19 protein-coding genes are annotated in these 22,466 nt (G+C 73.8%); 4 read left to right on the top strand and 15 right to left on the bottom strand.

Features of this window, described 5'->3' with window-relative positions:
• Positions 1–63: 63 nt before the first annotated feature.
• Positions 64–1,794: a 2-isopropylmalate synthase gene (gene leuA / locus BLP29_RS03515; protein ID WP_092799784.1), complete on the bottom strand. Its 1,731-nt coding sequence runs from the start codon at positions 1,792–1,794 to the stop codon at positions 64–66.
• Positions 1,795–1,974: 180 nt separating this feature from the next.
• Here leuA and BLP29_RS03510 point away from each other — a divergent pair, with 180 nt between their 5' ends.
• The gene (locus BLP29_RS03510) at positions 1,975–3,018 is read left to right on the top strand and encodes a calcium/sodium antiporter (RefSeq protein ID WP_092799782.1); all 1,044 of its coding nucleotides are present in this window, start codon (positions 1,975–1,977) and stop codon (positions 3,016–3,018) included.
• Here BLP29_RS03510 and BLP29_RS03505 read toward each other — a convergent pair.
• From BLP29_RS03505 to BLP29_RS03470, 8 genes are all read right to left on the bottom strand, one after another.
• A complete protein-coding gene (locus BLP29_RS03505; protein ID WP_092799780.1) occupies positions 2,959–3,324 on the bottom strand; it encodes a cation:proton antiporter in 366 nt (121 codons plus the stop codon). The two genes, BLP29_RS03510 and BLP29_RS03505, sit on opposite strands and share 60 nt — an antisense overlap.
• On the bottom strand, positions 3,321–3,590 hold the full coding sequence (locus tag BLP29_RS03500; RefSeq protein ID WP_243469663.1) for an MrpF/PhaF family protein: 270 nt from the start codon (positions 3,588–3,590) through the stop codon (positions 3,321–3,323). Before BLP29_RS03500 ends, BLP29_RS03505 begins: the two co-directional genes overlap by 4 nt.
• A complete protein-coding gene (locus BLP29_RS20905; RefSeq protein WP_165839262.1) occupies positions 3,587–3,922 on the bottom strand; it encodes a Na+/H+ antiporter subunit E in 336 nt (111 codons plus the stop codon). The genes BLP29_RS03500 and BLP29_RS20905 overlap by 4 nt, the downstream gene beginning before the upstream one ends.
• Positions 3,919–5,382 carry a proton-conducting transporter transmembrane domain-containing protein gene (locus BLP29_RS03490; protein WP_092799778.1) on the bottom strand — a complete coding sequence of 488 codons (1,464 nt, stop codon included), beginning with the start codon at positions 5,380–5,382 and terminating at the stop codon, positions 3,919–3,921. The genes BLP29_RS20905 and BLP29_RS03490 overlap by 4 nt, the downstream gene beginning before the upstream one ends.
• The gene (locus tag BLP29_RS03485) at positions 5,379–5,699 is read right to left on the bottom strand and encodes a sodium:proton antiporter (protein ID WP_092799776.1); all 321 of its coding nucleotides are present in this window, start codon (positions 5,697–5,699) and stop codon (positions 5,379–5,381) included. Before BLP29_RS03485 ends, BLP29_RS03490 begins: the two co-directional genes overlap by 4 nt.
• Positions 5,696–8,383, bottom strand: coding sequence for a hydrogen gas-evolving membrane-bound hydrogenase subunit E (gene mbhE, locus BLP29_RS03480; RefSeq protein WP_092799774.1), 2,688 nt, complete (start codon positions 8,381–8,383; stop codon positions 5,696–5,698). The genes BLP29_RS03485 and mbhE overlap by 4 nt, the downstream gene beginning before the upstream one ends.
• A gap of 119 nt (positions 8,384–8,502) precedes the next feature.
• Positions 8,503–9,189 (bottom strand): helix-turn-helix domain-containing protein, encoded by a 687-nt coding sequence (locus BLP29_RS03475; protein ID WP_165839261.1) that lies wholly within the window; start codon positions 9,187–9,189, stop codon positions 8,503–8,505.
• Between the two features lie 292 nt (positions 9,190–9,481).
• The gene (locus BLP29_RS03470; protein ID WP_092800780.1) at positions 9,482–11,086 is read right to left on the bottom strand and encodes a phospholipase D family protein; all 1,605 of its coding nucleotides are present in this window, start codon (positions 11,084–11,086) and stop codon (positions 9,482–9,484) included.
• Between the two features lie 60 nt (positions 11,087–11,146).
• Between BLP29_RS03470 and BLP29_RS03465 the strand changes: the two genes are divergently transcribed.
• From BLP29_RS03465 to BLP29_RS03455, 3 genes are read left to right on the top strand one after another with little or no spacing between them, the layout of a single operon-like run.
• The gene (locus tag BLP29_RS03465) at positions 11,147–12,412 is read left to right on the top strand and encodes an aspartate kinase (RefSeq protein WP_092799770.1); all 1,266 of its coding nucleotides are present in this window, start codon (positions 11,147–11,149) and stop codon (positions 12,410–12,412) included.
• Positions 12,409–13,440 (top strand): aspartate-semialdehyde dehydrogenase, encoded by a 1,032-nt coding sequence (locus tag BLP29_RS03460; RefSeq protein WP_092799768.1) that lies wholly within the window; start codon positions 12,409–12,411, stop codon positions 13,438–13,440. Before BLP29_RS03465 ends, BLP29_RS03460 begins: the two co-directional genes overlap by 4 nt.
• Positions 13,437–14,648 carry a glycosyltransferase 87 family protein gene (locus BLP29_RS03455; RefSeq protein ID WP_092799766.1) on the top strand — a complete coding sequence of 404 codons (1,212 nt, stop codon included), beginning with the start codon at positions 13,437–13,439 and terminating at the stop codon, positions 14,646–14,648. The genes BLP29_RS03460 and BLP29_RS03455 overlap by 4 nt, the downstream gene beginning before the upstream one ends.
• On the opposite strand, the gene BLP29_RS03450 is transcribed toward BLP29_RS03455, so the two are convergent.
• The 6 genes from BLP29_RS03450 to BLP29_RS03425 are packed head-to-tail and all read right to left on the bottom strand — an operon-like array spanning position 14,638 to position 22,466.
• Entirely contained in the window at positions 14,638–16,443 is a 1,806-nt protein-coding gene (locus BLP29_RS03450; protein ID WP_243469662.1) for a S9 family peptidase, read from the bottom strand. The two genes, BLP29_RS03455 and BLP29_RS03450, sit on opposite strands and share 11 nt — an antisense overlap.
• 11 nt (positions 16,444–16,454) lie before the next feature.
• On the bottom strand, positions 16,455–17,522 hold the full coding sequence (locus tag BLP29_RS03445; protein ID WP_092799762.1) for a hemolysin family protein: 1,068 nt from the start codon (positions 17,520–17,522) through the stop codon (positions 16,455–16,457).
• Complete coding sequence (locus tag BLP29_RS03440; RefSeq protein WP_092799760.1) at positions 17,519–18,865, bottom strand: hemolysin family protein; 1,347 nt, start codon at positions 18,863–18,865, stop codon at positions 17,519–17,521. The genes BLP29_RS03445 and BLP29_RS03440 overlap by 4 nt, the downstream gene beginning before the upstream one ends.
• A 46-nt stretch (positions 18,866–18,911) precedes the next feature.
• Positions 18,912–20,261 (bottom strand): amidase family protein, encoded by a 1,350-nt coding sequence (locus tag BLP29_RS03435; RefSeq protein ID WP_092799758.1) that lies wholly within the window; start codon positions 20,259–20,261, stop codon positions 18,912–18,914.
• Between the two features lie 10 nt (positions 20,262–20,271).
• The gene (locus BLP29_RS03430; protein WP_092799756.1) at positions 20,272–21,150 is read right to left on the bottom strand and encodes a DUF350 domain-containing protein; all 879 of its coding nucleotides are present in this window, start codon (positions 21,148–21,150) and stop codon (positions 20,272–20,274) included.
• On the bottom strand, positions 21,150–22,466 hold the full coding sequence (locus BLP29_RS03425) for a glutathionylspermidine synthase family protein (protein ID WP_092799754.1): 1,317 nt from the start codon (positions 22,464–22,466) through the stop codon (positions 21,150–21,152). The genes BLP29_RS03430 and BLP29_RS03425 overlap by 1 nt, the downstream gene beginning before the upstream one ends.

Below are 22,466 nucleotides of genomic sequence, written 5' to 3'. Positions count from 1 at the left end.
CAGGCCGCCCCGGCGCGCCGGTTCACCCGCCCAGGTGAACCGGCCCGCGGCCGGGCCCGGCGGTCAGCGCAGGGCGCGGTTGACGGCGCTCACGACGGCGCGCAGGGACGCGCTCACGATGTTCGGGTCGACGCCCACGCCCCACAGCACCCGCTCGCCCACGGCGCACTCGACGTAGGCCGCGGCCTTGGCGTCGCCGCCGGAGGACAGGGCGTGCTCGGCGTAGTCCAGCACCCGCACGTCGACGTCCAAGGCCTTGAGCGCGTCGACGAACGCCGCGATCGGGCCGTTGCCGCGGCCGGTCAACGTCACCGGGACGCCGTCGTCGGTGAGCTCGACGGTCATGGTGTCGGTGCCCGAGCCGTCGGCGGAGTGCCGGTGCCCCGTCAGCGACAGCCGGCCCCAGGGGGCGTGCGGGTCGGGCAGGTACTCCGAGGAGAACGCCGTCCACATCTGCTCGGCGGTGACCTCGCCGCCCTCGTCCTCGGTGTGCCGCTGGACGACGGCGGAGAACTCGATCTGCAGCCGGCGCGGCAGGTCCAGCTGGTTCTCGGTCTTCATGATGTAGGCGACGCCGCCCTTGCCGGACTGGCTGTTCACCCGGATCACGGCCTCGTAGCTGCGGCCGACGTCCTTGGGGTCGATGGGCAGGTACGGCACGGCCCACGGGATGTCGTCGACGCCGACCCCGGCGGCCGCGGCGTCGGCCTTCATCACCGCGAAGCCCTTGTTGATGGCGTCCTGGTGCGAGCCGGAGAACGCGGTGTAGACCAGGTCGCCACCGTAGGGGTGCCGCTCGTGGACGCCGATCTGGTTGCAGTACTCGACCGTGCGGCGGATCTCGTCGATGTCGGAGAAGTCGATCTGCGGGTCGATGCCCTGGCTGAACAGGTTCAGGCCCAGGGTCACCAGGTCGACGTTGCCGGTGCGCTCGCCGTTGCCGAACAGGCAGCCCTCGATGCGGTCGGCGCCGGCCCGGTAGCCCAGCTCGGCCGCGGCCACCGCGGTGCCCCGGTCGTTGTGCGGGTGCAGCGAGAGGACGACGGAGTCGCGCCGGCCCAGGTTGCGGTGCATCCACTCGATCTGGTCGGCGTAGACCGTCGGCTCGGCCATCTCGACGGTGGCCGGCAGGTTCAGGATGGTCGGGTTGTCCGGGGTCGGCTCCCAGACGTCGGTGACCGCGTTGCAGATCTCGACGGCGAACTCCAGCTCGGTGCCGGTGAACGACTCGGGGGAGTACTCGTAGCGGATCTCGGTCCCGTCCATGCCCTCGGCCAGCTTGCGCACCAGCCGCGCGCCGTGGACGGCGATGTCGACGATCCCGGCCTTGTCGCTGTTGAACACGACCCGGCGCTGCAGCGTGGAGGTCGAGTTGTACAGGTGCACGATCGCCTGCTTCGCGCCCACCAGGGACTCGAAGGTGCGCTCGATCAGCTCGTCGCGGGCCTGGGTGAGCACCTGGATGGTGACGTCGCCGGGGATCAGGTCCTCGTCGATCAGCTGGCGCACGAAGTCGTAGTCGGTCTGGCTGGCGGCCGGGAAGCCGACCTCGATCTCCTTGTAGCCCATCTGCACCAGCAGCTCGAACATGCGCCGCTTGCGGTCGGGGGTCATCGGGTCGATCAGCGCCTGGTTGCCGTCGCGCAGGTCGACCGCGCACCAGCGGGGGGCCACCGTCGTCGTGCGGGCGGGCCAGGTGCGGTCGGGCAGGTCGATCGCGGCGAACGGCGCGTACTTGCCGGTCGGCATCGCCGAGGGCTGCTGGGCGTTGCGGGCGTGCGGGTGGGTGCTCATGGGGGTGGCTCTCCTGGTGTGCCGAGGTGTGCGGTCCGGCAGCGCGGGGTGGACACGCGCGAACACCGCGGCGAGGGAGCCGACCTAGGAGAGGGCCTCGCCGCGGCGGAGAAGAAGGAGGCTGCCGCGCACGCAGACACCGTAGCAGCGGACCGCCCGGTCGGGTGCGACCATCCGCGGATGACGGTGTTCTGGCTGGTGGCGGGCCTGGTGCTGCTGGTCGTCGGCGGCGAGCTGCTGGTCCGCGGGGCCACCGGTCTGGGCCGCGCCGCCGGCCTCTCGCCGCTGGTGGTCGGGGCGACCGTGGTGGCCACCGCGACCAGCGCACCCGAGCTCGCCGTCTCGTTCGACGCCACGCTGTCGGGGTCGCCGGGGCTGGCGGTCGGCAACGCGGTGGGCAGCAACACCGTGAACATCCTGCTGGTGCTCGGCGTGGCCGCGCTGGTCCGTCCGCAGACCGGGGACCGGGCGCTGCTGCGCTTCGACCTCCCGGTCGCGCTGGTGCTCGCGGCCGCCCTGCTCGTCCTCGGGCTGGACGGCGGCCTCGGCCGGTGGGACGGCGCCCTGCTCACCCTGGCCCTGGTCGGCTACCTGGCCGTGGCGGTGGTGCGCGGACGACGGGCCGAGGCCGGGGACGGCGCCGCACCGACCGGGGACCCGAGGCCGCTGCGGGACGGCGCGCTCCTGCTGGTCGGGGTGGCCCTGCTGGTGCTGGGGGCGAACCGGCTGGTCGACTCGGCCAGCACGATCGCGTCGTCCCTGGGCCTGTCCGACCTGGTCATCGGGCTCACCGTGGTGTCGGTCGGCACCGCGCTGCCCGAGATCACCACCGCGGTCATCGCCGCGGCCAAGGGCGACACCCAGCTCGCGGTGGGCAACGTGGTGGGCAGCAACGTGGCCAACATCGGCATGGTGCTGGGCGTCCCGGCGCTGCTGCTGCCCGCGGGCATCGCGGTCGACCCGGCGGCGGTGCGGTTCGACGTCCCGGTGATGATCGCGGCGACCGTGGCGCTGGGCGTGGTGCTGTACACCGGCTCGCGGGTCAGCCGGCCCGAGGGGGCGGTGCTGCTGGCCTGGTTCGTCGCCTACACGGCCTACCTCGTGCTGGACTCCGCCGACCACGACGCGCTGGGGCCCTTCAGCGCCGTCCTGCTGTGGTTCTGCCTACCGGTCACCGTCGTCGCCGCGGCCGGGTTCGCCGTCCGGGAGGTCCGCGCCGGGTGACGTGCGGGTGCCCGGGGTCATCGGGGCGCCGGAGATCCGCGCGGCCTGGCCGATCTCGAAGCCGGCGATGGGCACGGTGAACAGCTGGAGCACCACCGCCAGCAGCAGCACGACCACCGCCGTCGGTCCGGGGTCCAGCACGACGACGCCGAGCAGCACCAGCACCAGACCCAGCCCACCGGCCTTGGCCACCGCGTTGGTGCGGTTGTAGACGTCGGGCATGCGCACCAGCCCGACCGCGGCCACCGCCATCAGCACCACGCCCAGCATCAGCAGGACGTCGCCGACCACCGTCTGCAGGGTCACCGCGACCGCCTCGCGACCAGTCGGGCCAGCGCGACCGTGGCCAGGAAGCCGACCAGGGTGCCGATCAGGACGAGGTCCAGCAGCGCCGGGGTGTCCAGGCGGACCGACAGCAGGGCCACCGCGCACAGCGTGACGAGGAACCCGAAGTCGACGGCCAGCACGCGGTCGGCGTCGGTCGGGCCGACCACTGCGCGCACGGCGGCGACCACCAGGCTCAGGGCGAGCAGCACGAGGGCGACGTCGAGCACGACGTCCTGGGTGATCACGTGGTCCTCCCCCTGGGGCCGAACGCCGCGAGCATCCGGTCCTCCAGGTCGCGCATCGCGGCCAGCTCGCGGTCGCAGTCCAGGGCGTGCACGGCGTGCACGGTGACCACGCCCTCGGCACGGTCGACGACCAGCGTGCCGGGGGTCAGGCTGACCAGGGCGATGAAGCTGGCCACCTCGACGTCGGTGCGGCCGCGCAGCTCGTAGCGGACCACGACCGGCCGGTGGGCCAGGCGGGGGCGCAGCACGTGCCCGGCCACCCGCACGTTGGCGACCAGGAACTGGCCGACGTACCAGGCGGCGAACGACACGACGGCGCGCAGGCGGCTCACCGGGTCACCGCCGCGACCCAGGCCGACGGGTCGGCGAGCTGCTGCCCGGCGATCGTGCTGGCGGCCAGCAGCGGCTCGGCCCAGATGCCCAGCACGAGGGCGACGGCGGCCAGCAGCAGCGGCGGGCCGACCAGGGTGGCCGACGCGCCGCGCGCCGGGGCGGGCAGCGACGACGGCTCGCCCCAGAAGACGCCGTTCCAGAGCTTGAGCATCGACACCATGGTCACCGCGCTGACCGCGACGACGGCCACCAGCACCCACCACGGGCCGTCGGCGGCCGCGGCGGTGGCCAGCTGCAGCTTCGCGACGAACCCCGACGTCGGCGGGATGCCGACCAGTGCCAGCGCGGACCCGGCGAACGCCACGGCCAGCCAGCGCTCGCGGTGCACCAGCCCGCCGCCGACCCGGGCGAGCACGTCGGTGCCGTACCGCACCTCGACCGCGCCGCCGACCATGAACAGCGCGGCCTTGACCAGCACGTACTGCACCAGGAAGAAGGTCGCGGCACCCAGCCCGGCCGCTGTCGACAGGCCCAGCCCGACCAGCACGTAGCCGATCTGGCTGACCATGTGGGCGGTGAGCACCGGGCGGACGGCCGTGGCGCCCACAGCCGACAGCACCCCGACCACCATCGTGAGGACGGCGACGACGAGCAGCACCCACAGGAACCGCGGGTCGCCGTCGAAGAGCACCGAGTACAGCCGGAACAGGGCGTACAGGCCGATCTTGGTGAGCAGGCCGGAGAACAGCACGGTGACCGCGGGACCTGCGACCGAGTACGAGCCGGGCAGCCAGGAGTGCAGCGGGACGACGGCGGACTTGATGCCCATCGCCACCAGCAGCAGGGTCGCGGCCAGCGCGGCGGGGGCGCTGGCCGTGGCCACCCCGGCCAGCTGGCCCAGCTGCACGGTGCCGGTCACCCCGTAGAGCAGCCCGATCCCGCCCAGGAACAGCGTGGAGGCCAGCAGGTTCACGCCCACGTACAGCCGGGCGCCGGCGATGCGCTGCCGCCGGGGGGCCAGGGTGAGCAGCACGTAGCTGGGGATGAGCACGACCTCGACGAAGACGAAGAGGTTGAACAGGTCGGCGGTGGACAGCGCCCCGGAGACGCCGGCGGACATGACCAGCACCAGCGGGGTGAAGGTGCGCTCGCGGTCCTCGCCGGTGCCGATGGCGTAGACCAGCCCGAGCAGGGTGACCGCGGCGGTGAGCAGCAGGACCAGCGCGCCGAAGGCGTCCAGCGCCAGGACGATCGCGATGCCCGCCGGCCAGCCGCCGACCTGCACCACCGGCACCTCGCCGGTCAGCGTGCGGGCCAGCAGCACCGCGGCGGCCAGCACCACCAGCGCGGTGGCGCCGATGCCCACCACCCGGGCCAGCGTGGTCGACCGGGGTGCCAGAAGCAGCACCGCAGCGGCCACCAGCGGCAGCGCGATCGGCGCGATGACCAGCGCGTTCACGACGGGCCCCGCGCATCGTCGTCGGCCGGGCTGGGCTCCTCGGAGCCGGCGCGCAGCAGGCCCAGCAGGTAGACGGTGACGGCGAAGGCGATGACCACCGCGGTGAGCACGAAGGCCTGGGGGAGCGGGTCGGCGGGCTCGCCGCCGCCGTTGCCGGGCAGCGCGAACCCGCCGCGATCACCGCCGGCGGCCAGCACGAGCACGACCATCGCGTGCCCGAGCAGCACGAACCCGAGGACGACGCGCAGCAGGCCGCGCTGCAGCACCAGGTACGAGCCGCCGGCCACCAGCAGGCCGACCGCCACCGCGGCGGTCACGCGGCCACCTGCTCGTGCTCGGGCCGGGCGCCCAACGCCTGGACGACGGCGACCACCAGCGCCAGCACCATGAGCCACACCCCGAGGTCGAACACCAGCGCCGAGCTGAGGAAGGGGACGAGGTGGAAGGGGGTGAGCAGAGCGTCGCCGACGAGCAGCGGGGCGAGCCCGACACCCACGGACAGCACTGCGCCCACCCCCAGCAGCGGCCCTGGCTGCAGCCACGCGCGGGTGGGCACCGTGCCCGAGGCCAGCTGGCGCAGCGCCACCGCGATGCCGGCGACCAGCGCGGAGATGAACCCGCCACCGGGCTCGTCGTGGCCGCGCCACAGCAACCAGGCCGACAGCAGCAGCATCCCCGGGGCCAGCAGGTGGGTGCCCACGCGCAGCAGGACGTCGTCGGTGTCGGTGGGGTGCGGCACGGTCGCGGTGCCCAGCAGCAGGAGGCCGAGGGCGGCGACGCCGACGACGACCGACTCCAGCAGCGTGTCCAGGCCGCGGAAGTCGACCAGCACGGTGTTCACCACGTTGGTGCCGCCGGTGAGCTCCTCGGCGCGGTCGAGGAAGAAGGTGCCGGCCGCGGACAGCTCGCGGCGCCCGGTCAGCGCCGCGGTGGCACCCGCGGCGACCAGGCCCACCGCGACGGCCAGGACGGCGGTGGGCAGCCGCCGGGGCCCGGGCGCGGGCAACCGCAGCGGACGGTCCCGCAGCACGAGCACCAGCACGACGGCGGTGAGCACCTCGACCAGCAGCAGCGTGATCGCGACGTCCAACGAGCCCGACAGCAGCAGCCACAGCGACACGAACAGCCCGGCCACCCCGACCAGGGCGACCAGGGCGACGGTGCGGGTGGCCAGTGCGGTGCCCAGCACGGCGGCGCCCAGCAGCGCGACGACCAGCCAGCGCCCGGGGTCGCCGGCGTCGACCCGGGCGGGCACCGGCCCGACGGTCAGGAGCCCGACGACTCCCAGCGCGACGACGGCCAGCAACGGCCGGGCCAGGTGCGCAGCCAGCGACGGGGACCGGTCGGGGGCGCCGACCCGGCCGCCGAACGCCAGCAGCGCGTCGTGGCCGCGGGTGAACAGGGCCGGGCCGTCGGGGAACCGGAGCCGCTGCAAGGCGGCGTCGACCCGGTCGCGCTGCCAGAACAGCACGAGCCCGACGGCGACGGTGGTCGCCGACATGGCCAGCTCGGGGCTGAGGCCGTGCCAGGCGTAGATAGAGGGCGGGGTGGAACCGGGCAGGGCGTCGGTGGTGGCGCTGTCGATCACCGGGTCGAGCAGCGAGACGGCGGGCCCGGCCAGGACCCCGACCACGGCGGCGACGGCTGCCGGGGCGAGGAAGGCCGGCGCCGGCTCGTACAGCTCGGGCTGCTCGACCGGCCCGCCGAAGGCGCCCCAGACGATGCGGGCGCCGTAGGCGAAGGTCAGCGCCGACGCGGTGACGGCCACGGCCCCGGCGACCGGACCGGCCCAGGGCGTGACGTCGGCCGAGAGGAGACCCATGAACAGGTACTCCTTGCTGACGAACCCGAGCATCGGTGGCACGCCGGCCATGGACAGAGCCGCGACCGCGGTGGCCGCCGCCGTCCAGGGCATGACCTTGCGCAGGCCCGACAGCTCGCGGATGTCGCGGCTGCCGGTCTCCTTGTCGACGATCCCGACCAGCATGAACAGCGTGGCCTTGAACAGGGCGTGCGCCATGGTGTGCAGCAGCGCGGCGGCCAGGGCGGTCGAGGTGCCGACGCCGATGACCGCGACCAGCAGGCCGAGCTGGCTGACCGTCGAGCGCGCCAGCATCGCCTTCAGGTCGTGCTCGCGCAGCGCCTGCACCGCGCCGAGCAGGGCGGTGGTCAGCCCGACGGTGATCAGCACGGCCGACCACGCGGTCTGCCCGGCGAACAACGGGCTCATCCGGACCAGCAGGTAGATGCCGGCCTTCACCATCGTGGCGGCGTGCAGGTAGGCGCTGACCGGGGTCATCGCGACCATCGCCCCGGGGAGCCAGGACTGGAAGGGGAATTGCGCGCTCTTGGTGAACGCGGCCAGTGCCACGCACGCAGCGATCGGGAGCGCGTACGGGCTGTCCAGGACCGACGCCGGGTCGGCCAGGACGGCCGAGAGCCGGGTGGTGCCCGTGGCCAGGGTCAGCAGGACGACGGCGACCAGCAGCGCCAACCCGCCGACGACGGTGACCACCAGTGCGTGCCGTCCGGGACCGGCCGCCTTCGCGCCCGCGGTGGAGACCAGGGCGAAGGAGCACAGGGTGGTGATCTCCCAGAACACGTAGAGCAGCACGAGGTCGTCGGCCAGCACCAGCCCGACCATCGCGGCGGCGAAGAGGGCGAGCAGCGGGTAGACCGGGCCGCGGGCGCTCGCGTCGCCGAGGTAGCGGCAGCAGTAGGCCATCACCAGGGCGCCGACGACCAGCGCGACGAGGCTGAACACCAGCGAGACGCCGTCCAGCCGCAGTGCCAGGGAGACCCCGAGGGAGGGGATCCAGTCGGCCGACCAGTCGACGGTGCGGTCGTCCAGCACGGTCGGGGTGTGAGCGGCGAGCAGGCAGGCGACGCCGAGGAACCCGGCGGCGAGGACGTACCCGGCGTTGCGCCCGAGCGCGCGGGTCAGCAACGGAGCGCCGGCGGCGAGGCCGCCGAGCGCCGCCAGGGCGACGAGAAGACTCACCGGGCGGCGCGGGGGCCCGTAGTCGTCATACAGACATGGTGCGGCTCCATCGCCCCCCGCGCATCTCGAACCAAGCTCCTGACCTGCGGTTTCTTCCTGCAACCGGTTGTAGGGCTCCGTCAGTGGACGTCGCAACGGCAGGGACACCCCGCGACGTGCGGGTCGAGCTGGCCTGCCGGGTCGTCGCCGACGAGCAGGGCCTCGCACCCGGGCGGGCACTCGCACAGGTCCTGGACCTCGGGTTCGGGTGCGAGCTCACCGGTCAGCTGGCGGAGCGTGCGGTCCACGCGGGCCCAGCGTTGCCGGGCTGCTCGTGCGACGCGCTCGACGTGCTCGCGCTGCGCGCGCCGCACCCGGGGGTTGTCGTCCGCCGAGGGAGCGGGGTGGTCGTCGTCCTGCAGGGCGACGTCCGGACGCCGGTCGAAGGTGAACCACGGGACCGGCCGGTCCGAGCGGTGCGGCAGGTACCACCAGCCCTCGTCGCCGTGCCGGACGTCGTAGTGGGCCGGGTACCGGCGCCCACCCTCGTCCCGGACGCTGGCACTGCGCATGGGCGGCACGACCGAGTCCGCGGTGTCGACCAGCACCAGCCGCAGGCCTGCGACGTCGGCGAGCGCGGCGAGGTGGGTGGCGGACAGGGACCGGTGCCCGGCCTCGACCTGCGCCACGGTGGAGGCGGAGAGGCCGGTGACGGTGGCGAGCTGCCGCTGGGACAGGCGCGCCCGTCGTCGGATGCGGCGCACCGTGCCGGGCAGGTCGAAACTGGGCTGCCCCGACGTCGGGGTGGCTGTCTCCGCACCGGGCACGGGTCCGACGATCCCGGCTGCAGCGGCATGCATCCAGCGGCCCGGACGATCTGTGGATCGCGACCCGGGTTGTGGACAGCCGACGTCGACCCGGGCGCGGTGCTCATCGGGACCGACCATGTCCACCCGAGCGAGCTCGTGCTCTGCACCCCTTGCGTGAGCAGACCGTTCTGCACCTCCTGGGTGAGCAGACCGTTCTGCACCTCCCGGGTGCGCAGAACGGTCTGCGCACTGGGGGTGCGCAGAGCACGAGCTGGTCGGGGAAGAGGTACGGCCCGAGCTCGTCGGCGGATCAGTAGGTGTGGCGCAGGCGGAGTCGCAGGGGGCGGCCGTCGGGGTCGTGCACCAACCGGTACAGCGGGGTGGCCCAGATCTTCTCGAGCCGGGTGAGCGGGCGGGGGCGGTGGGTCCGCAGCCGGCCCGGCGGTCGGGGGCCCACCCGGTCGCCCGCGTGCCAGGCGTCCAGCGCCCCGGCGCTGGCCACGCAGGCGGCGACGAACTCGTCGGGGTCGACCAGGCCGGTGTCGTCGTCGGCGTCCAGGTGCTCGCGGGCCAGCTGCAGCCGCAGGTCGCGGGCGAAGGTGCGTGCGCCGTCGCCGAGGCCGGCGGGGTCGTGGGGCTCCCGGTCGTCGCGCGTCGGGTCCAGCACGGCGTTGGACAGTTCGCTGTCGTGGGTCCACGAGCGGCGGTTCATGTTGTCGCTGCCGACCTCGGCCCACACGTCGTCGACCACGCACACCTTGGCGTGCACGTAGACCGGGGTCCCCTCGTGGTTCTCCAGGTCGAACACGTGCACCCGGCCCGGTGCCGCGCCCAGCAGCAGGTCCATCGCCTGGGCCTGCCCCAGCTGCTGGGGCCGCTCGGAGAACGCCCCCTCCTGGTCGGGGACCCGCGGGACGACGACGACCAGCTGCAGCCCGGGGTGCTCGCGCAACGAGGCGGCCAGGTGGTCGGCGACGTCGGAGGACCACAGGTACTGGTCCTCCAGGTACACCAGCCGGCGGGCCCGCTCCAGCGCCTTCGTGTAGCCCCGGGCGATGGACCGTTCACCCTGGGGCGCGAAGTCGAAGGCCGGCCAGACCTTGGGGTAGGTGCGCAGCGTCTGCACCACGTGCGGACCGCACGGCGGGGGCGGCGCGGGCTGGTCGGGCAACGGGGTGGGGTCCATCTGGTTGCGGCCCAGCCACTGCAGGGTCTTGTCGTGCACCCAGGCGACCGGGTTCTCCGACGCCGGGCTCGTGGGGTCGTCCCAGCGCTCGCGGAAGGCGTCGTCCAGCACCCCGACCACGGGGCCGCGCAGCTGCAGCTGGACGTCGTGCCAGGGCGGGGTGTCGCCGTAGGCCGAGGACATCGACTGCGGCTGGGGGTCCCCGCGGTGCTCGGCGTCGTCGCGACGGGTGTGGCCCAGGTCGATGCCGCCGGCGAACGCGACGTCGCGCGACGGGTCGGCGGGGTGCCGGCAGACCACGATCTTCTGGTGGTGGCTGCCCACCCGCCGGACGCGCTGGTCCCGGACGACGACCGCGCCGTCCTCCTCGAGCTCCCGGTCCAGCGAGGCGTTCTCCTCCTTGGAGAAGCTCAACCCGTCCCAGTGCGACCGCCACACCAGCCCGCGCACGCACACCCCGCGCCGGGCGGCGTCGGAGAACAGCTCGTCGACCGTCGGCCCGTCGGGGCGCAGCAACTGGTCGGGGTCGCCGCGCCAGTCGGTGAAGAACAGGTGGTCGCCGGACTCGAGGTCGCGCACCGCGTCGACCAGCCGGTCGAAGTACACGGCGCCGTGCACCAGCGGCTCGGCCAGGTTGCCGGCGGTCCACGGCGGCAGCGCCGAGGCCGGGTTGTCCCGCTCGGCATCGGTGAGCAGCCAGGTGGTGAGGTCGTCCTCGGGCTCGGGCACGCAGGTGATCACACCACCAGTCGGCCGTCCCCGCTGGTCGCGCCGGTAGTCTCAGGCCCCGTGGCCCTGGTCGTGCAGAAGTACGGCGGTTCGTCCGTCGCCAACGCCGAGCGCGTGAAGCGCGTGGCCGAGCGGGTCGTGGCGGCCAAGCGCAACGGGCACGACGTCGTCGTCGTCGTGTCCGCGATGGGGGACACCACCGACGACCTGCTGGACCAGGCTTCCCAGATCACCGCCGACCCGCCCGGTCGCGAGCTGGACATGCTGCTCACCGCGGGTGAGCGCATCTCCATGGCGTTGCTGGCCATCGCCATCTCGGTGCACGGCTACGAGGCGCGCTCCTTCACCGGGTCCCAGGCCGGCGTCATCACCACGTCCAGCCACGGCAAGGCGCGGATCATCGACGTCACCCCGGGGCGGTTGCGCTCGGCCCTGGACGACGGCTCGATCGTCATCGTCGCCGGGTTCCAGGGCGTCAGTCAGGACACCAAGGACATCACCACGCTGGGCCGCGGCGGCTCGGACACCACCGCGGTCGCGGTGGCCGCGGCGCTGCGGGCCGACGTGTGCGAGATCTACACCGACGTGGACGGCGTCTTCACCGCCGACCCGCGGATCGTCCCCAACGCCCGGCGGCTGGACACCGTCACCTACGAGGAGATGCTGGAGCTCGCCGCCTGCGGGGCGAAGGTCCTCATGCTCCGGTGCGTTGAGTACGCCCGCCGGTACAACATCCCGGTGCACGTCCGCAGCTCCTACTCCCAGCTCCCCGGCACCACGGTGACCGGCTCGATGGAGGACCTCACGGTGGAACAGGCGATCATCTCCGGCGTCGCGCACGACCGCAGCGAAGGCAAGATCACGGTCTACGGGGTGCCCGACCGGCCGGGCGAGGCCGCCCAGCTGTTCCGCGTGCTCGCCGACGCCGAGATCAACATCGACATGATCGTGCAGAACGTGTCGGGGTCGACGTCCAAGCTCGCCGACATCTCCTTCACCCTGCCCAAGAGCGACGGGCCCACCGCGCTGGCCGCGCTGGAGAAGGTCAAGCACACCGTCGGGTTCACCGACGTCGAGTTCGACCAGCACATCGGCAAGGTGTCCCTGGTGGGCGCCGGCATGCGCTCGCACCCGGGCGTCTCGGCGAAGTTCTTCGGCGCGCTCGCCGACGCCGGGGTCAACCTCGAGCTGATCAGCACGTCGGAGATCCGCATCTCGGTGGTCTGTCGCGACACCGACCTCGACCTCGCCGTCCGGGCGGTGCACGACGCGTTCGAGCTCGGCTCCGAGGTCGAGGCCGTCGTCTACGGCGGGACGGGCCGATGAGCCGCCCGCTGCACCTGGGCGTCGTGGGCGCCACCGGCCAGGTCGGCGTCGCGATGCGGCAGATCCTGGCCGAGCGCGGGTTCCCGCTGGCCAGCATCCGGTTCTTCGCCTCCGCCCGCTCGGCCGGCACCCGCCTGCCGTGGGGCGACGGCGAGGTCGTCGTCGAGGACGCCGCCACCGCCGACCCCACGGGCCTGGACGTCGCGCTGTTCTCCGCCGGCGCCACCACCTCCCGCGCCCAGGCCCCCCGGTTCGCCGCCGCCGGCGTCACCGTGATCGACAACAGCTCGGCCTTCCGCAGGGACCCGTCGATCCCGCTGGTCTGCAGCGAGGTCAACCCGGCCGACATCGCCAAGGCCGGCGAGCAGCGCATCATCGCCAACCCGAACTGCACCACCATGGCCGCGATGCCGGTGCTCAAGCCGCTGCACGACGAGGCCGGTCTGGTCCGCATCGTCGCCAGCACCTACCAGGCCGTCTCGGGCTCGGGTGTCGCCGGCGTGCGCGAGCTGCACGGACAGGCGCAGGCGGTCGTCGCGCACGCCGACCAGCTGGCCTACGACGGGCAGGCGCTGACCTACCCCGACCCGGCCGTCTACGTCGCCCCCATCGCGTTCAACGTGCTGCCGATGGCCGGCTCGGTCGTCGACGACGGCTCGTTCGAGACCGACGAGGAGCAGAAGCTCCGCAACGAGTCCCGCAAGATCCTGGGCCTTCCCGACCTGCGCGTCTCGGGCACCTGCGTGCGGGTCCCGGTGTTCACCGGCCACTCGCTGTCGCTCAACGTCGAGTTCGAGCGCGGGCTGTCGGTCGAGCGGGCCCGCGAGCTGCTCACGGGCGCGCCGGGGGTCGAGCTGGTCGAGGTCCCGACGCCGCTGCAGGCCGCCGGGCAGGACCCCTCCTACGTCGGCCGCATCCGGCAGGACGGCCCGAACGGGCTCTCGCTGTTCGTCTCCAACGACAACCTCCGCAAGGGCGCGGCCCTGAACACGGTGCAGATCGCGGAGCTGATCGCCGCCGGGTCGTGACCCGGCAGCTGTCCCGCCCGGGCACCGGGTCCGTCCGCCCCTCGGACCCGCGCCTGGTCGGCGTCGTGGCCGCCTCGGCGGTCGGCTCGCTGCTGGTGTTCCTGTACCTGGCGCAGAACGCCCAGCACGACTGGTTCGACCTGTCGGTCTACGACGGCGCGGTGAGCAGCTGGCGCGCGGCCGGGCTGGGCGGGGACAGCCTGTACGACTACCTCAAGCCGGGCACCCCCTACGGCTTCACCTACCCGCCCTTCGCAGCCCTGCTGATGCTGCCGATGACGCTCATCAGCCTGCAGACGGCGGTGGCCCTCAACCTGGTCGCCTCGACGGTGCTCGTCACCGTCGGCACCGCCTGGGTGCTGAAGCCGTTGCTGCAGCGCACGAGCTGGCCGGTCTGGGCGGTGCTGGGCACGGCGCTGCCGCTGGTGCTGGTCAGCGAGCCGGTGCGCCAGTCCATGGCCTTCGGTCAGGTCAACCTGTTCCTGGCCGCGCTGGTGCTGGCCGACGTCGCCGCCCTGCGCCGCGGCGCGCGGTGGGCCGGCGTCGGCATCGGGCTGGCCGTCGCGGTCAAGCTCACCCCCGCCGTCCTCCTGCTGTACCTCCTGGCCACCCGCCGGTACCGGCCCCTGCTGGTCGCCGCCGGCACCGCGGCAGGGGCCACCGTGGCGACCCTGACCGTCGCCCCGGCGGCATCGGTGCGCTTCTGGACGGAGGCGCTGTGGGAGACCGACCGGGTCGGCAAGGTCGACATCACCGACAACCAGTCGCTGCTGGGCCTGCTCAGCCGGATCACCGGCGGCGCCGACCACCCGCCGCGGGTGCTCTGGGCGGCGCTGGTCGCGGTGCTGCTGGCCGTCGCGCTGACCCGGGCCCGGCAGGCGTTCCGCGCCGGCGACGACCTCACCGGGTTCGTGCTGGTGGGCATCGCCGGCGGTCTGGTCAGCCCCATCTCCTGGACCCACCACCTGTGGCCGCTGACCGTCGCCGGTCTGCTGCTCGTCGTGCGGGGCGGCCGGTCGGCCACCCGCGGCGCGGTCGCCGTGGGTGCAGTGCTGGCGCTGGGCGTCAACTGGTGGGCGAACGGGCCCGACGCCCCGTTGCGGGGCCTCGGGCCGGTCACCCTGCTGGTCGAGAACGCCTACGTCTGGCTGGCGCTGGTCCTGCTGGTCACGCTGCCCACCAGGCCGCGGGAGCCCCTCAAGGCGTGACGTGCCGCAGTGCGAAGTCCAGCGCGGTCTGCACCTGCCGGATGGTCTCCTCGACCACCAGCGAGCCGTGGCCGGCGTCGAACCGGTACACCTCGTGCTCCTTGCCGCCGGCGGCCAGCGCCTCCAGGTAGTTGTCGATCTGCCGGATCGGGCAGCGCGGGTCGTTCGCCCCGGCCACCACCAGCACCGGGACGGCGACGTCGTCGACGTAGGTCAGCGGCGACGAGCGCCGGTAGACCTCCGGCACCTCGTCCGGCGAGCCGCCGAACAGGGCGCGGTCGTAGGCCCGCAGGCCCTCCATCTCGTCCTCGTAGGCGGCCAGGTAGTCGGCCACCGGCACCTCGGCGATGCCCGCGGCCCAGCGCTGCGGCTGCGTGCCCAGGCCCAGCAGCGTGAGGAACCCGCCCCACGACCCCCCGGTGAGCAGGCAGCGCGCCGGGTCGGCGATGCCCTCGGCCACCAGCGCGTCCTGCACCGCGGCGACGTCCTCGAGCTCGGTCAGCCCCGGCCGGCCGGTCAGCGCGTCGCGCCAGGCCGACCCGTAGCCCGACGAGCCGCGGTAGTTCACGTGCACGACCGCGTAGCCGGCGTCGACGTAGGCGGCGCGGCGGGCGCGGTACGAGTCGTCGTCGGCGGCCTCGGGACCGCCGTGCACCAGGAACGCGGTGGCGAAGGGGCCCTCGCCGGCCGGGCGCACCAGCAGGGCGTGCACGTCGCCGCCGGGCCCGGGCACCCAGCGGTCCTCGACCGGGTAGGCCGCCGGCGGCTCGTCGCCGGGGGCGGCCAGGACGACGGGGCCGTCGGCCCGGCGGATCACCGGCGGGCGCTCGGACGACGACCACGCCAGCTCCACCGACCCGTCGGGACGCGCGGTGGCCCCGCGGACGACGCCGGGCGGGGTGTCCAGCTTCACCAGCTCGGCGGTGGCCAGGTCGTAGCGGTAGAGCTCGCTGCGGGCGGCGTGGTCGTGGCCCACCAGCAGCGCGGAGCCGTCGGGGTACCAGCCGGCGGTCACGTCACCGGGCAGGTCGAGCACCAGCTCGGTCTCGGTGTCGGCGGCGACGTCCCAGACCAGCAGCTCCTCGCGGCCCCGGCGTTCGTGGCCGACCAGCAGCCGGAGGTCACCGGGCACGGGGGAGAACCCCAGCGCGTGCAGACCCAGCTCCTCGCCGTCCCACTTCTCGGCCACCACCCACGGGCTGTCGGCCTCGGCCTGCGAGTGGCCGTCGGGGATCGCGGCCACGTCGAGCACGCGCAGCGCGGGGTAGCGGGGGTCGCCGTGCTCGGAGTGCGAGAGCACCAGCCGGTCCTCGTCGCGGGAGAGCGCGTCGACCGAGGCGGTGTCCGGGGTGCGGTAGAACACGCGCGGGGTGCCGCCCACCGGGGCCAGCCACAGCTCGCTGCCGTCGTCGGTGGAGCGGCCGATCGCGACCAGGGTGCGGCCGATCTCCAGGCCGGCCGGGTAGGCCGGTTCGACCTCGGGGACGGCGACCACGTCGTCACCACCGGCGAAGGGCTGGGTGCGCCAGATGCCGAACTCGTCGCCGTCGGTGTCGGCGAACCACCAGACGGTCTCGCCGTCGGGGCTCAGGGTGGCGGCCAGCGTGCCGTTGGCCCGGTCGGTGACCTGCCGTTGCTCGCCGGTGTCGCGGTCCCAGGTGTACTGCTCGACGACGCCGGTGACGTCGGAGGCGAACAGGCAGCGCTGCGGGGCGTCCTCGGCCCAGTCGGGCAGGGAGACGCGGGGGGCGCGGAAGCGGGCCTGCCAGCGGGCGGTGACGTCTGCGGGGAGCACGCCCCCATCCTTCACCTCCCGCCGGCGCCGCTCCCCACTGCCGGGGCGGCACCCTCCGCCGAGGCGTCGCGCACGTCGCCGATGAGCTGCTCGAGCACGTCCTCCAGGGCCACCACGCCGAGCACCTCGTCGTCCTCGGCGACCCGGCCCAGGTGCACCCCGGCGCGGCGCATCGTCTGCAGCACCTCCGGCAGGGGCTCGTCGGGGGCGACCTCGACGAACTGGTCCAGGGCGTCGTCGGGGACCGGCCGGTCCCGGTCGTCGCTGCCGAGGACGTCCTTGACGTGCACGTAGCCGATCCAGGCACCCCCGGGGCCGCACACCGGGTACCGGCTGAAACCGTGCTCGGCGACCACCTGCTCCAGCTGTCGCGGCGTGGTGCCCCGCGCGACGGTCACCAGGGTGTCGGCAGGCAGCAGCACCGAGCGGGCGTCGTGGGTCTCGAAGGTCAGCGCGCCCTCGGCCAGGTCGGACACCTCGTCGCCCAGCAGCCCGCGGCTGCGCGACTGGGTGATCATCGACCGGATCTCGGTGCTGTCGAAGCTGGCCGCGACCTCGTCGGTGGGGGTGACCCCGAACAGCTTCACGAAGCCGTTGGCCAGGCTGTTGAAGAACCAGATCAGCGGCTTGAGCAGCACGACGACCTTGGCCATGGGCGGGCCGAGGACGATCGCGGCGCGGTCGGGGCCGGCGATGGTGATGTTCTTGGGCACCATCTCGCCGAGGACCATGTGCAGCACGGTGACCAGTGCCAGCGCGATCACCAGCGCGACGGGGTGCAGGAACCCGGCGGGCACGCCGGCGGCCTCGAGCGGGACCTCGATCAGGTGCGCCACGGCCGGCTCGCCGACGGCGCCCAGGCCCAGCGAGCACAGGGTGATGCCCAGCTGCGCCCCGGCCATCATCTGCGACACGTTGCGCATGGCGGCCAGCGTCTTCTGCGCCCGGGCCGAACCGGCGGCGGCCCGCGGCTCGATCTGGTCGACCCGGGCGGAGACCAGCGCGAACTCGGCGGCGACGAAGAAGGCGTTGCCCAGCAGCAGGGCCACCAGGATCGCCAGGGCCAGGACGTCGTTCACGCCTGCGCCACCCCCTGGGCCACCTCGTGCTGGCGGGCGGGCAGGTCGTCCCCGCGCGGGGACGGGGTGGCGCGCAGCCCGGCCACCCGCCGGCCCTCCAGGCGCGTGACGGTGAGCCGGTGGCCCTCGACGTCCACGGTGTCGCCCTCGGCGGGCAGCCGGGTCAGCTGCTGGGCGACGAACCCGGCGACGGTCTCGTAGCGGCCCTCGGGGACGGCGACCCCGGCGCGCTCGCGCAGCTCGTCGGGGCGCAGCAACCCCGACAGCAGCCAGTCCTCGCCGTCGCGGCGCAGCGTGCGCAGCGGGCGGTCGGTCTCGTCGGTGATCTCCCCGACCAGCTCCTCGACGATGTCCTCCAGCGTCACGATGCCGTGGGTGGCGCCCCACTCGTCGACCACCAGGGCCAGCTGCAGGCCCTCCTCGCGCAGGAGGTCCAGCAGGGGGTCCAGGTGCAGCGAGCTGGGCACGGCGAGCACCGGCCGGGCCAGTTCACCGGCCGTGCGCGTGCCCCGCTCGTCCTCCGGGACGGCGACCGCGTGCTTGACGTGCACCAGACCGGTGACGTCGTCGAGGTCGCCGTGCCAGACCGGGAAGCGGCTGTTGCCCGAGCGCACGGCGGCCTCGATGACCTCGGTGGCCGTGGCGGTGTCGGGCAGGGTGACCAGCCGGGTGCGCGGGGTCATGACGTCGGTGGCGTACTTGTCGCGCAGCCCGAGCGAGCGGTCCAGCAGCCGGGCGGCGGTGGGGGAGAGGTCGCCCTCCTCGGCGCTGCGCCGGGCCACCGCGGCCAGCTCGCCGGCGCCGCGGGCGTCGTCGAGCTCCTCGCGGGGCTCGAACCCCAGGGCCCGCACGATCGCGTTCGCGAGCCGCTGCAGCGCACGGACGACGAAGCCGAGCACCGCGGTGAACGCCCGCATCCCGGGGGCGACCACCGAGGCGACCGCGAGCGGGCTGGCGATGGCCAGGTTCTTCGGCCCGAGCTCGCCGATGAGCATCTGCAGCGTGGTGGCCAGCGCGATGCCCACGACGACGGCCACGCCGGTCGCCGACGCCTCGGACAGCCCGAGGGACTCCAGCGGCCCGTCGAGCAGGCCGCCCAGGGCCGGCTCGGCGAGGTAGCCGACCAGCAACGTGGTGATGGTGATGCCCAACTGGGCGGCCGACAGCTGCGTGGACAGGCCCTTGAGCGCCTCGACCACCCCGCCGGCGCCCCGTCGTCCCTGCTCGGCCGCCTCGGCGGCCTGGCCGCGGTCGACGGTGGTGAAGGAGAACTCGGCCGCCACGAAGAACCCGGTGGCCACGGTGAGGACCACCGCGGCGAGCAGGAGCAGCCACTCGGTCATCGGTCACCAGCGTGCGGGTTGCGCCGGCCAACCGCTCGTCGGGACGTCAGGACAGCAGCTGCTCCACCCGCCGGGCGACCGCGAGCAGGTGCGGGTCGGCGTCGGGCACCGTCTCCAGCGACAGGCCCACCGGCAGCCCGGCGGGGGTCGTGCCGCAGGGCAGCGAGATGGCCGGCATCCCGGCGGTGGACCCCGGCCCGGTGTTCTGGATGGTCGTGCCGAAGACCGGCACCTGCTCGCCGTCCAGGTCGGTGGTGACGTCGTCGCCCAACGGCGGGGCGGTGAGCGGCGTGGTCGGGTAGACCAGGGCGTCCAGCCGGCCCCCACCGGGCAGCTCGTGCACGGCGGCGTAGGCGGCCCGTAGCTGCTCGCGCAGCTCCAGGCACTCGGCGTAGACCGAGCCGGGCACCGGGTCGCCGATCGCGTGCTCGAGGGCTCCGCGGACGTCGGGGCTGGCGACGCCGGCGACCAGCTCGTCGAAGCTCGGCCCGCCCGGCAGGCTGCCCAGGTAGGCCGGCAGGGTGCGCAGCACCTCGTGGAAGACGATCGGGAACCCGCAGCGGGCGTCCAGCTCGTGCGCGGCCACGACGTCGACCTCGACCAGGTCGACCCCGGCGTCGGCGAGGGTGTCCAGCGCCCGCCCCACGGCGTCGGCGACGTCCTTCGCGAGACCGTCGAAGAAGCCGGGCAGCGGGACCCCGAGGCGCAGCATGCGGGCGTGCGGCACCGTCGCGGGCCCGGCGCCGGCGACGAGCTGGTCGAGCAGGACGACGTCGGCGACCGTGCTGGCCAGTGCGCCGACGGTGTCGCGGGTGCTGGAGATGCCCACGACGCCGTCGTGCCCGCCCCAGCGGCCGGTGGTCGGCCGGTACCCCACGACGCCGCAGTGCGCGGCGGGCACCCGCATCGAGCCGCCGGTGTCGGTGCCCAGGGCGACCGGTACGACGCCGGTGGCAACTGCGACGGCGGAACCGCCGGACGAGCCGCCGGCGGAGCGGGTCGGGTCGTGCGGGTTGCGCACCGGACCGTAGGCGGAGTTGTTGCTCGTGATGCCGAAGGCCAGCTCGTGCAGGTTCGTCTTGCCGACGACGCTGGCCCCGGCCGCCCGCAGCCGGGCGACCGCGTGGTGGTCGCGCCCCGGGCGGGAGCCGTGCAGCGCGGGGGTGCCGGCGCTGGTGGGCAGGTCGAGGACGTCGACGTTGTCCTTCACCGCGATCGGCACGCCCGCCAGCGGACCCTCGGGCGCCAGGCCGGGGTCGACGCGGTCGGGGTCCACCACGGCGAGGAAGGCCCCGAGGTGGTCGGTGGCGTGCGCCCGCGCCGCGGCGTCGGTGAGCCGCTCGGCGACCGTGCCGCCCCGGGAGCGGGCGATGTCGAGGCGGTCGAGCTGGGCCATGGCGGGTCCTCTACAGCTGGGCGGCGACGACGGTGGCGACCGGCAGCGCGACGACGACGAACAGGCCCGACATGAGCCCGGCCGCGACCACCTGGCCGTCGCGCTGGATCGAGGCCACCGTCACCCCGCGCAGGATCACCAGGTCGACCAGGAACCGGAAGAGGTAGAGCGTGACGACGGCGATGACCGCGGTCACGGCGAAGGCGACCAGCCCGTCGCCCCACCCGGTGAAGTCCCCGGCCACCCCGACCCGGACGACGAGGGACACCGCGACCAGGATCCCGGCGATCTCGAACGCGGCCGGCAGGGACCCCGCCGCGATGCCCCGCCGGATGACCCCGCGGGTGACCAGGTCGTGCAGGAAGTACACCCCGACGACCACGAGCAACCCGAGGACGGCGAACACCACCGTGCTGGCCAGGCCGGTCTGCCAGTCCGGGGAGCTGCCGATGAGCGAGCCGTTGAGGATGAGCCCCAGGCCCAGGTAGAAGCCGGCCTCGACGACGCCGACCGCGACGTTGCCCTCGCGCATCGCCTGCACGTTGTCCACCCGCAGCAGCACGACCTTGTCGACCACGAACCGGGCCGCGAGCAGGGCCACGAACACCCAGGCGCCCTCGACCAGCAGGTTCGTGATCGCGCCCCAGCCGATCTCGTCGAAGCGGTACTCCAGCGAGTTGAGCATGCCGACCACGAGCGCCGCGGAGAGCGCGAGCCGCTGCACCATGTAGCCGGTGTTGCCCCGGGTGATGATCTCGGCGTTGTCGTCGAAGGAGGTCAGCGCGTTGACCAGGTACCAGAACGCGGCCACGAACGCGGCGACGACGACCACCTGCAGCGCGGCGATCGGCCAGTTCGCCAGGTAGTCCCGGGCGGTGTCGAGGAACATCAGGCTCCCTGCTGGGTGGGGCTGCCGTGGCCGACCACGTGCGGCACGAAGTGGCTCTGGTTGTCGGTGATCAGGCCCGCGCTCTCGCGGATGCCCAGGCCGGCGGGCTCGCCGTCGACCATCCACAGGCCCAGCACGGGGTGGTGGGAGCCGTCGGGGCCGGGGAAGTCAGGCAGCGGAGCGTAGGACTGCAGCACGAAGCCCTCGGCGCCGTAGTCGCCGCCGGTGGAGACCAGCGTGCGGCCGTCCTCGTAGATCGAGATGTTGGCGCCCTCACGGGAGAGCAGCGGCTTGCGCACGTGCGACTCCTGCATCCAGCCGGGGACGTCGTCGTCCTCGAAGTAGGCCGGGAGGATGAGCGGGCTGCGCGCGGGGTCGGTGCCGAACAGCTGCCACAGCACCGGGAGCAGGCCCTTGTTGCTCCACAGCATCTTGTAGGGGGCCTCGATCCACACGGTGCCGCCGGGGCGGGCCATGTCGGCGAACGCGGCCCGGCCGAAGTCGTCGTGGACCAGCCACTCCCACGGGTAGAGCTTGAACAGCACGTCGATGTGGCGGCCGTCGGCGGGGTCGCCCTCGTAGAAGCCGCCGGTGGCCTCGTCGAGGGTGATCTGGTTCATCATGATCGACCGCGTGCGGTACCGGGGGTGCCCGCCGTCGGTCACCTGGGTGCAGGCGTCGCGCATCATGAACGTGTTGAACAGGTCCTCGCCGGACCGGTCGGCACCGTCGCAGGCGAAGTACACGACCGGCTCGTGGCGCAGGTGCTTCTCGATCAGCCCCAGGTTGCGCTCCCAGGCCCGGGTGAGCCGCTCGAAGATCGAGTTCCACTGGTCGGCGCCCTGGCCGGTCTCGCGGAACCACTCCCACTGCACGTAGGCCGACTCCGGCAGCGACGTGGGGGTGTCGGCGTTGAACTCCAGCAGCTGCGGACGGCGCAGCGTGGGGTCGATCCGGGACTGCCGGCTGTCGCCGCCGTAGCGGACGTCGAACCGGCCGAACACGCTCTGCCGCGAGGGGTCGTCGTTCCAGGTGCCGACCACCTGCTCGTGCGTGTACTCGGGGATGCCCATCTTCAGCATCAGCTCGGGGTGGGCGACCATGTGGTCACCGGCCTCGACGCACATCTCGAACAGGGTGGCCGCGTCGCGCTCGAGCTGGGCGATCTCCACAGCGGTGAAGTCGTAGAACTGGCCCTCGCGCCAGTAGCTGGTGGTGCTGCCGTCGGGCAGCTCGGTCTCCCAGTAGGTCAGGCCCTGGTCGGTGATGGTCTGCTGCCACCCGGGCCGGACGACGCCGTCGTGGACGCGGCGCAC

Origin of the sequence: Klenkia marina, from assembly GCF_900101025.1 — a bacterium.
Classification (GTDB): Bacteria; Actinomycetota; Actinomycetes; order Mycobacteriales; family Geodermatophilaceae; genus Klenkia; species Klenkia marina.
Note: the sequence above shows the minus strand (reverse complement) of the source record. Positions and strands in the feature narration are given on the sequence as shown.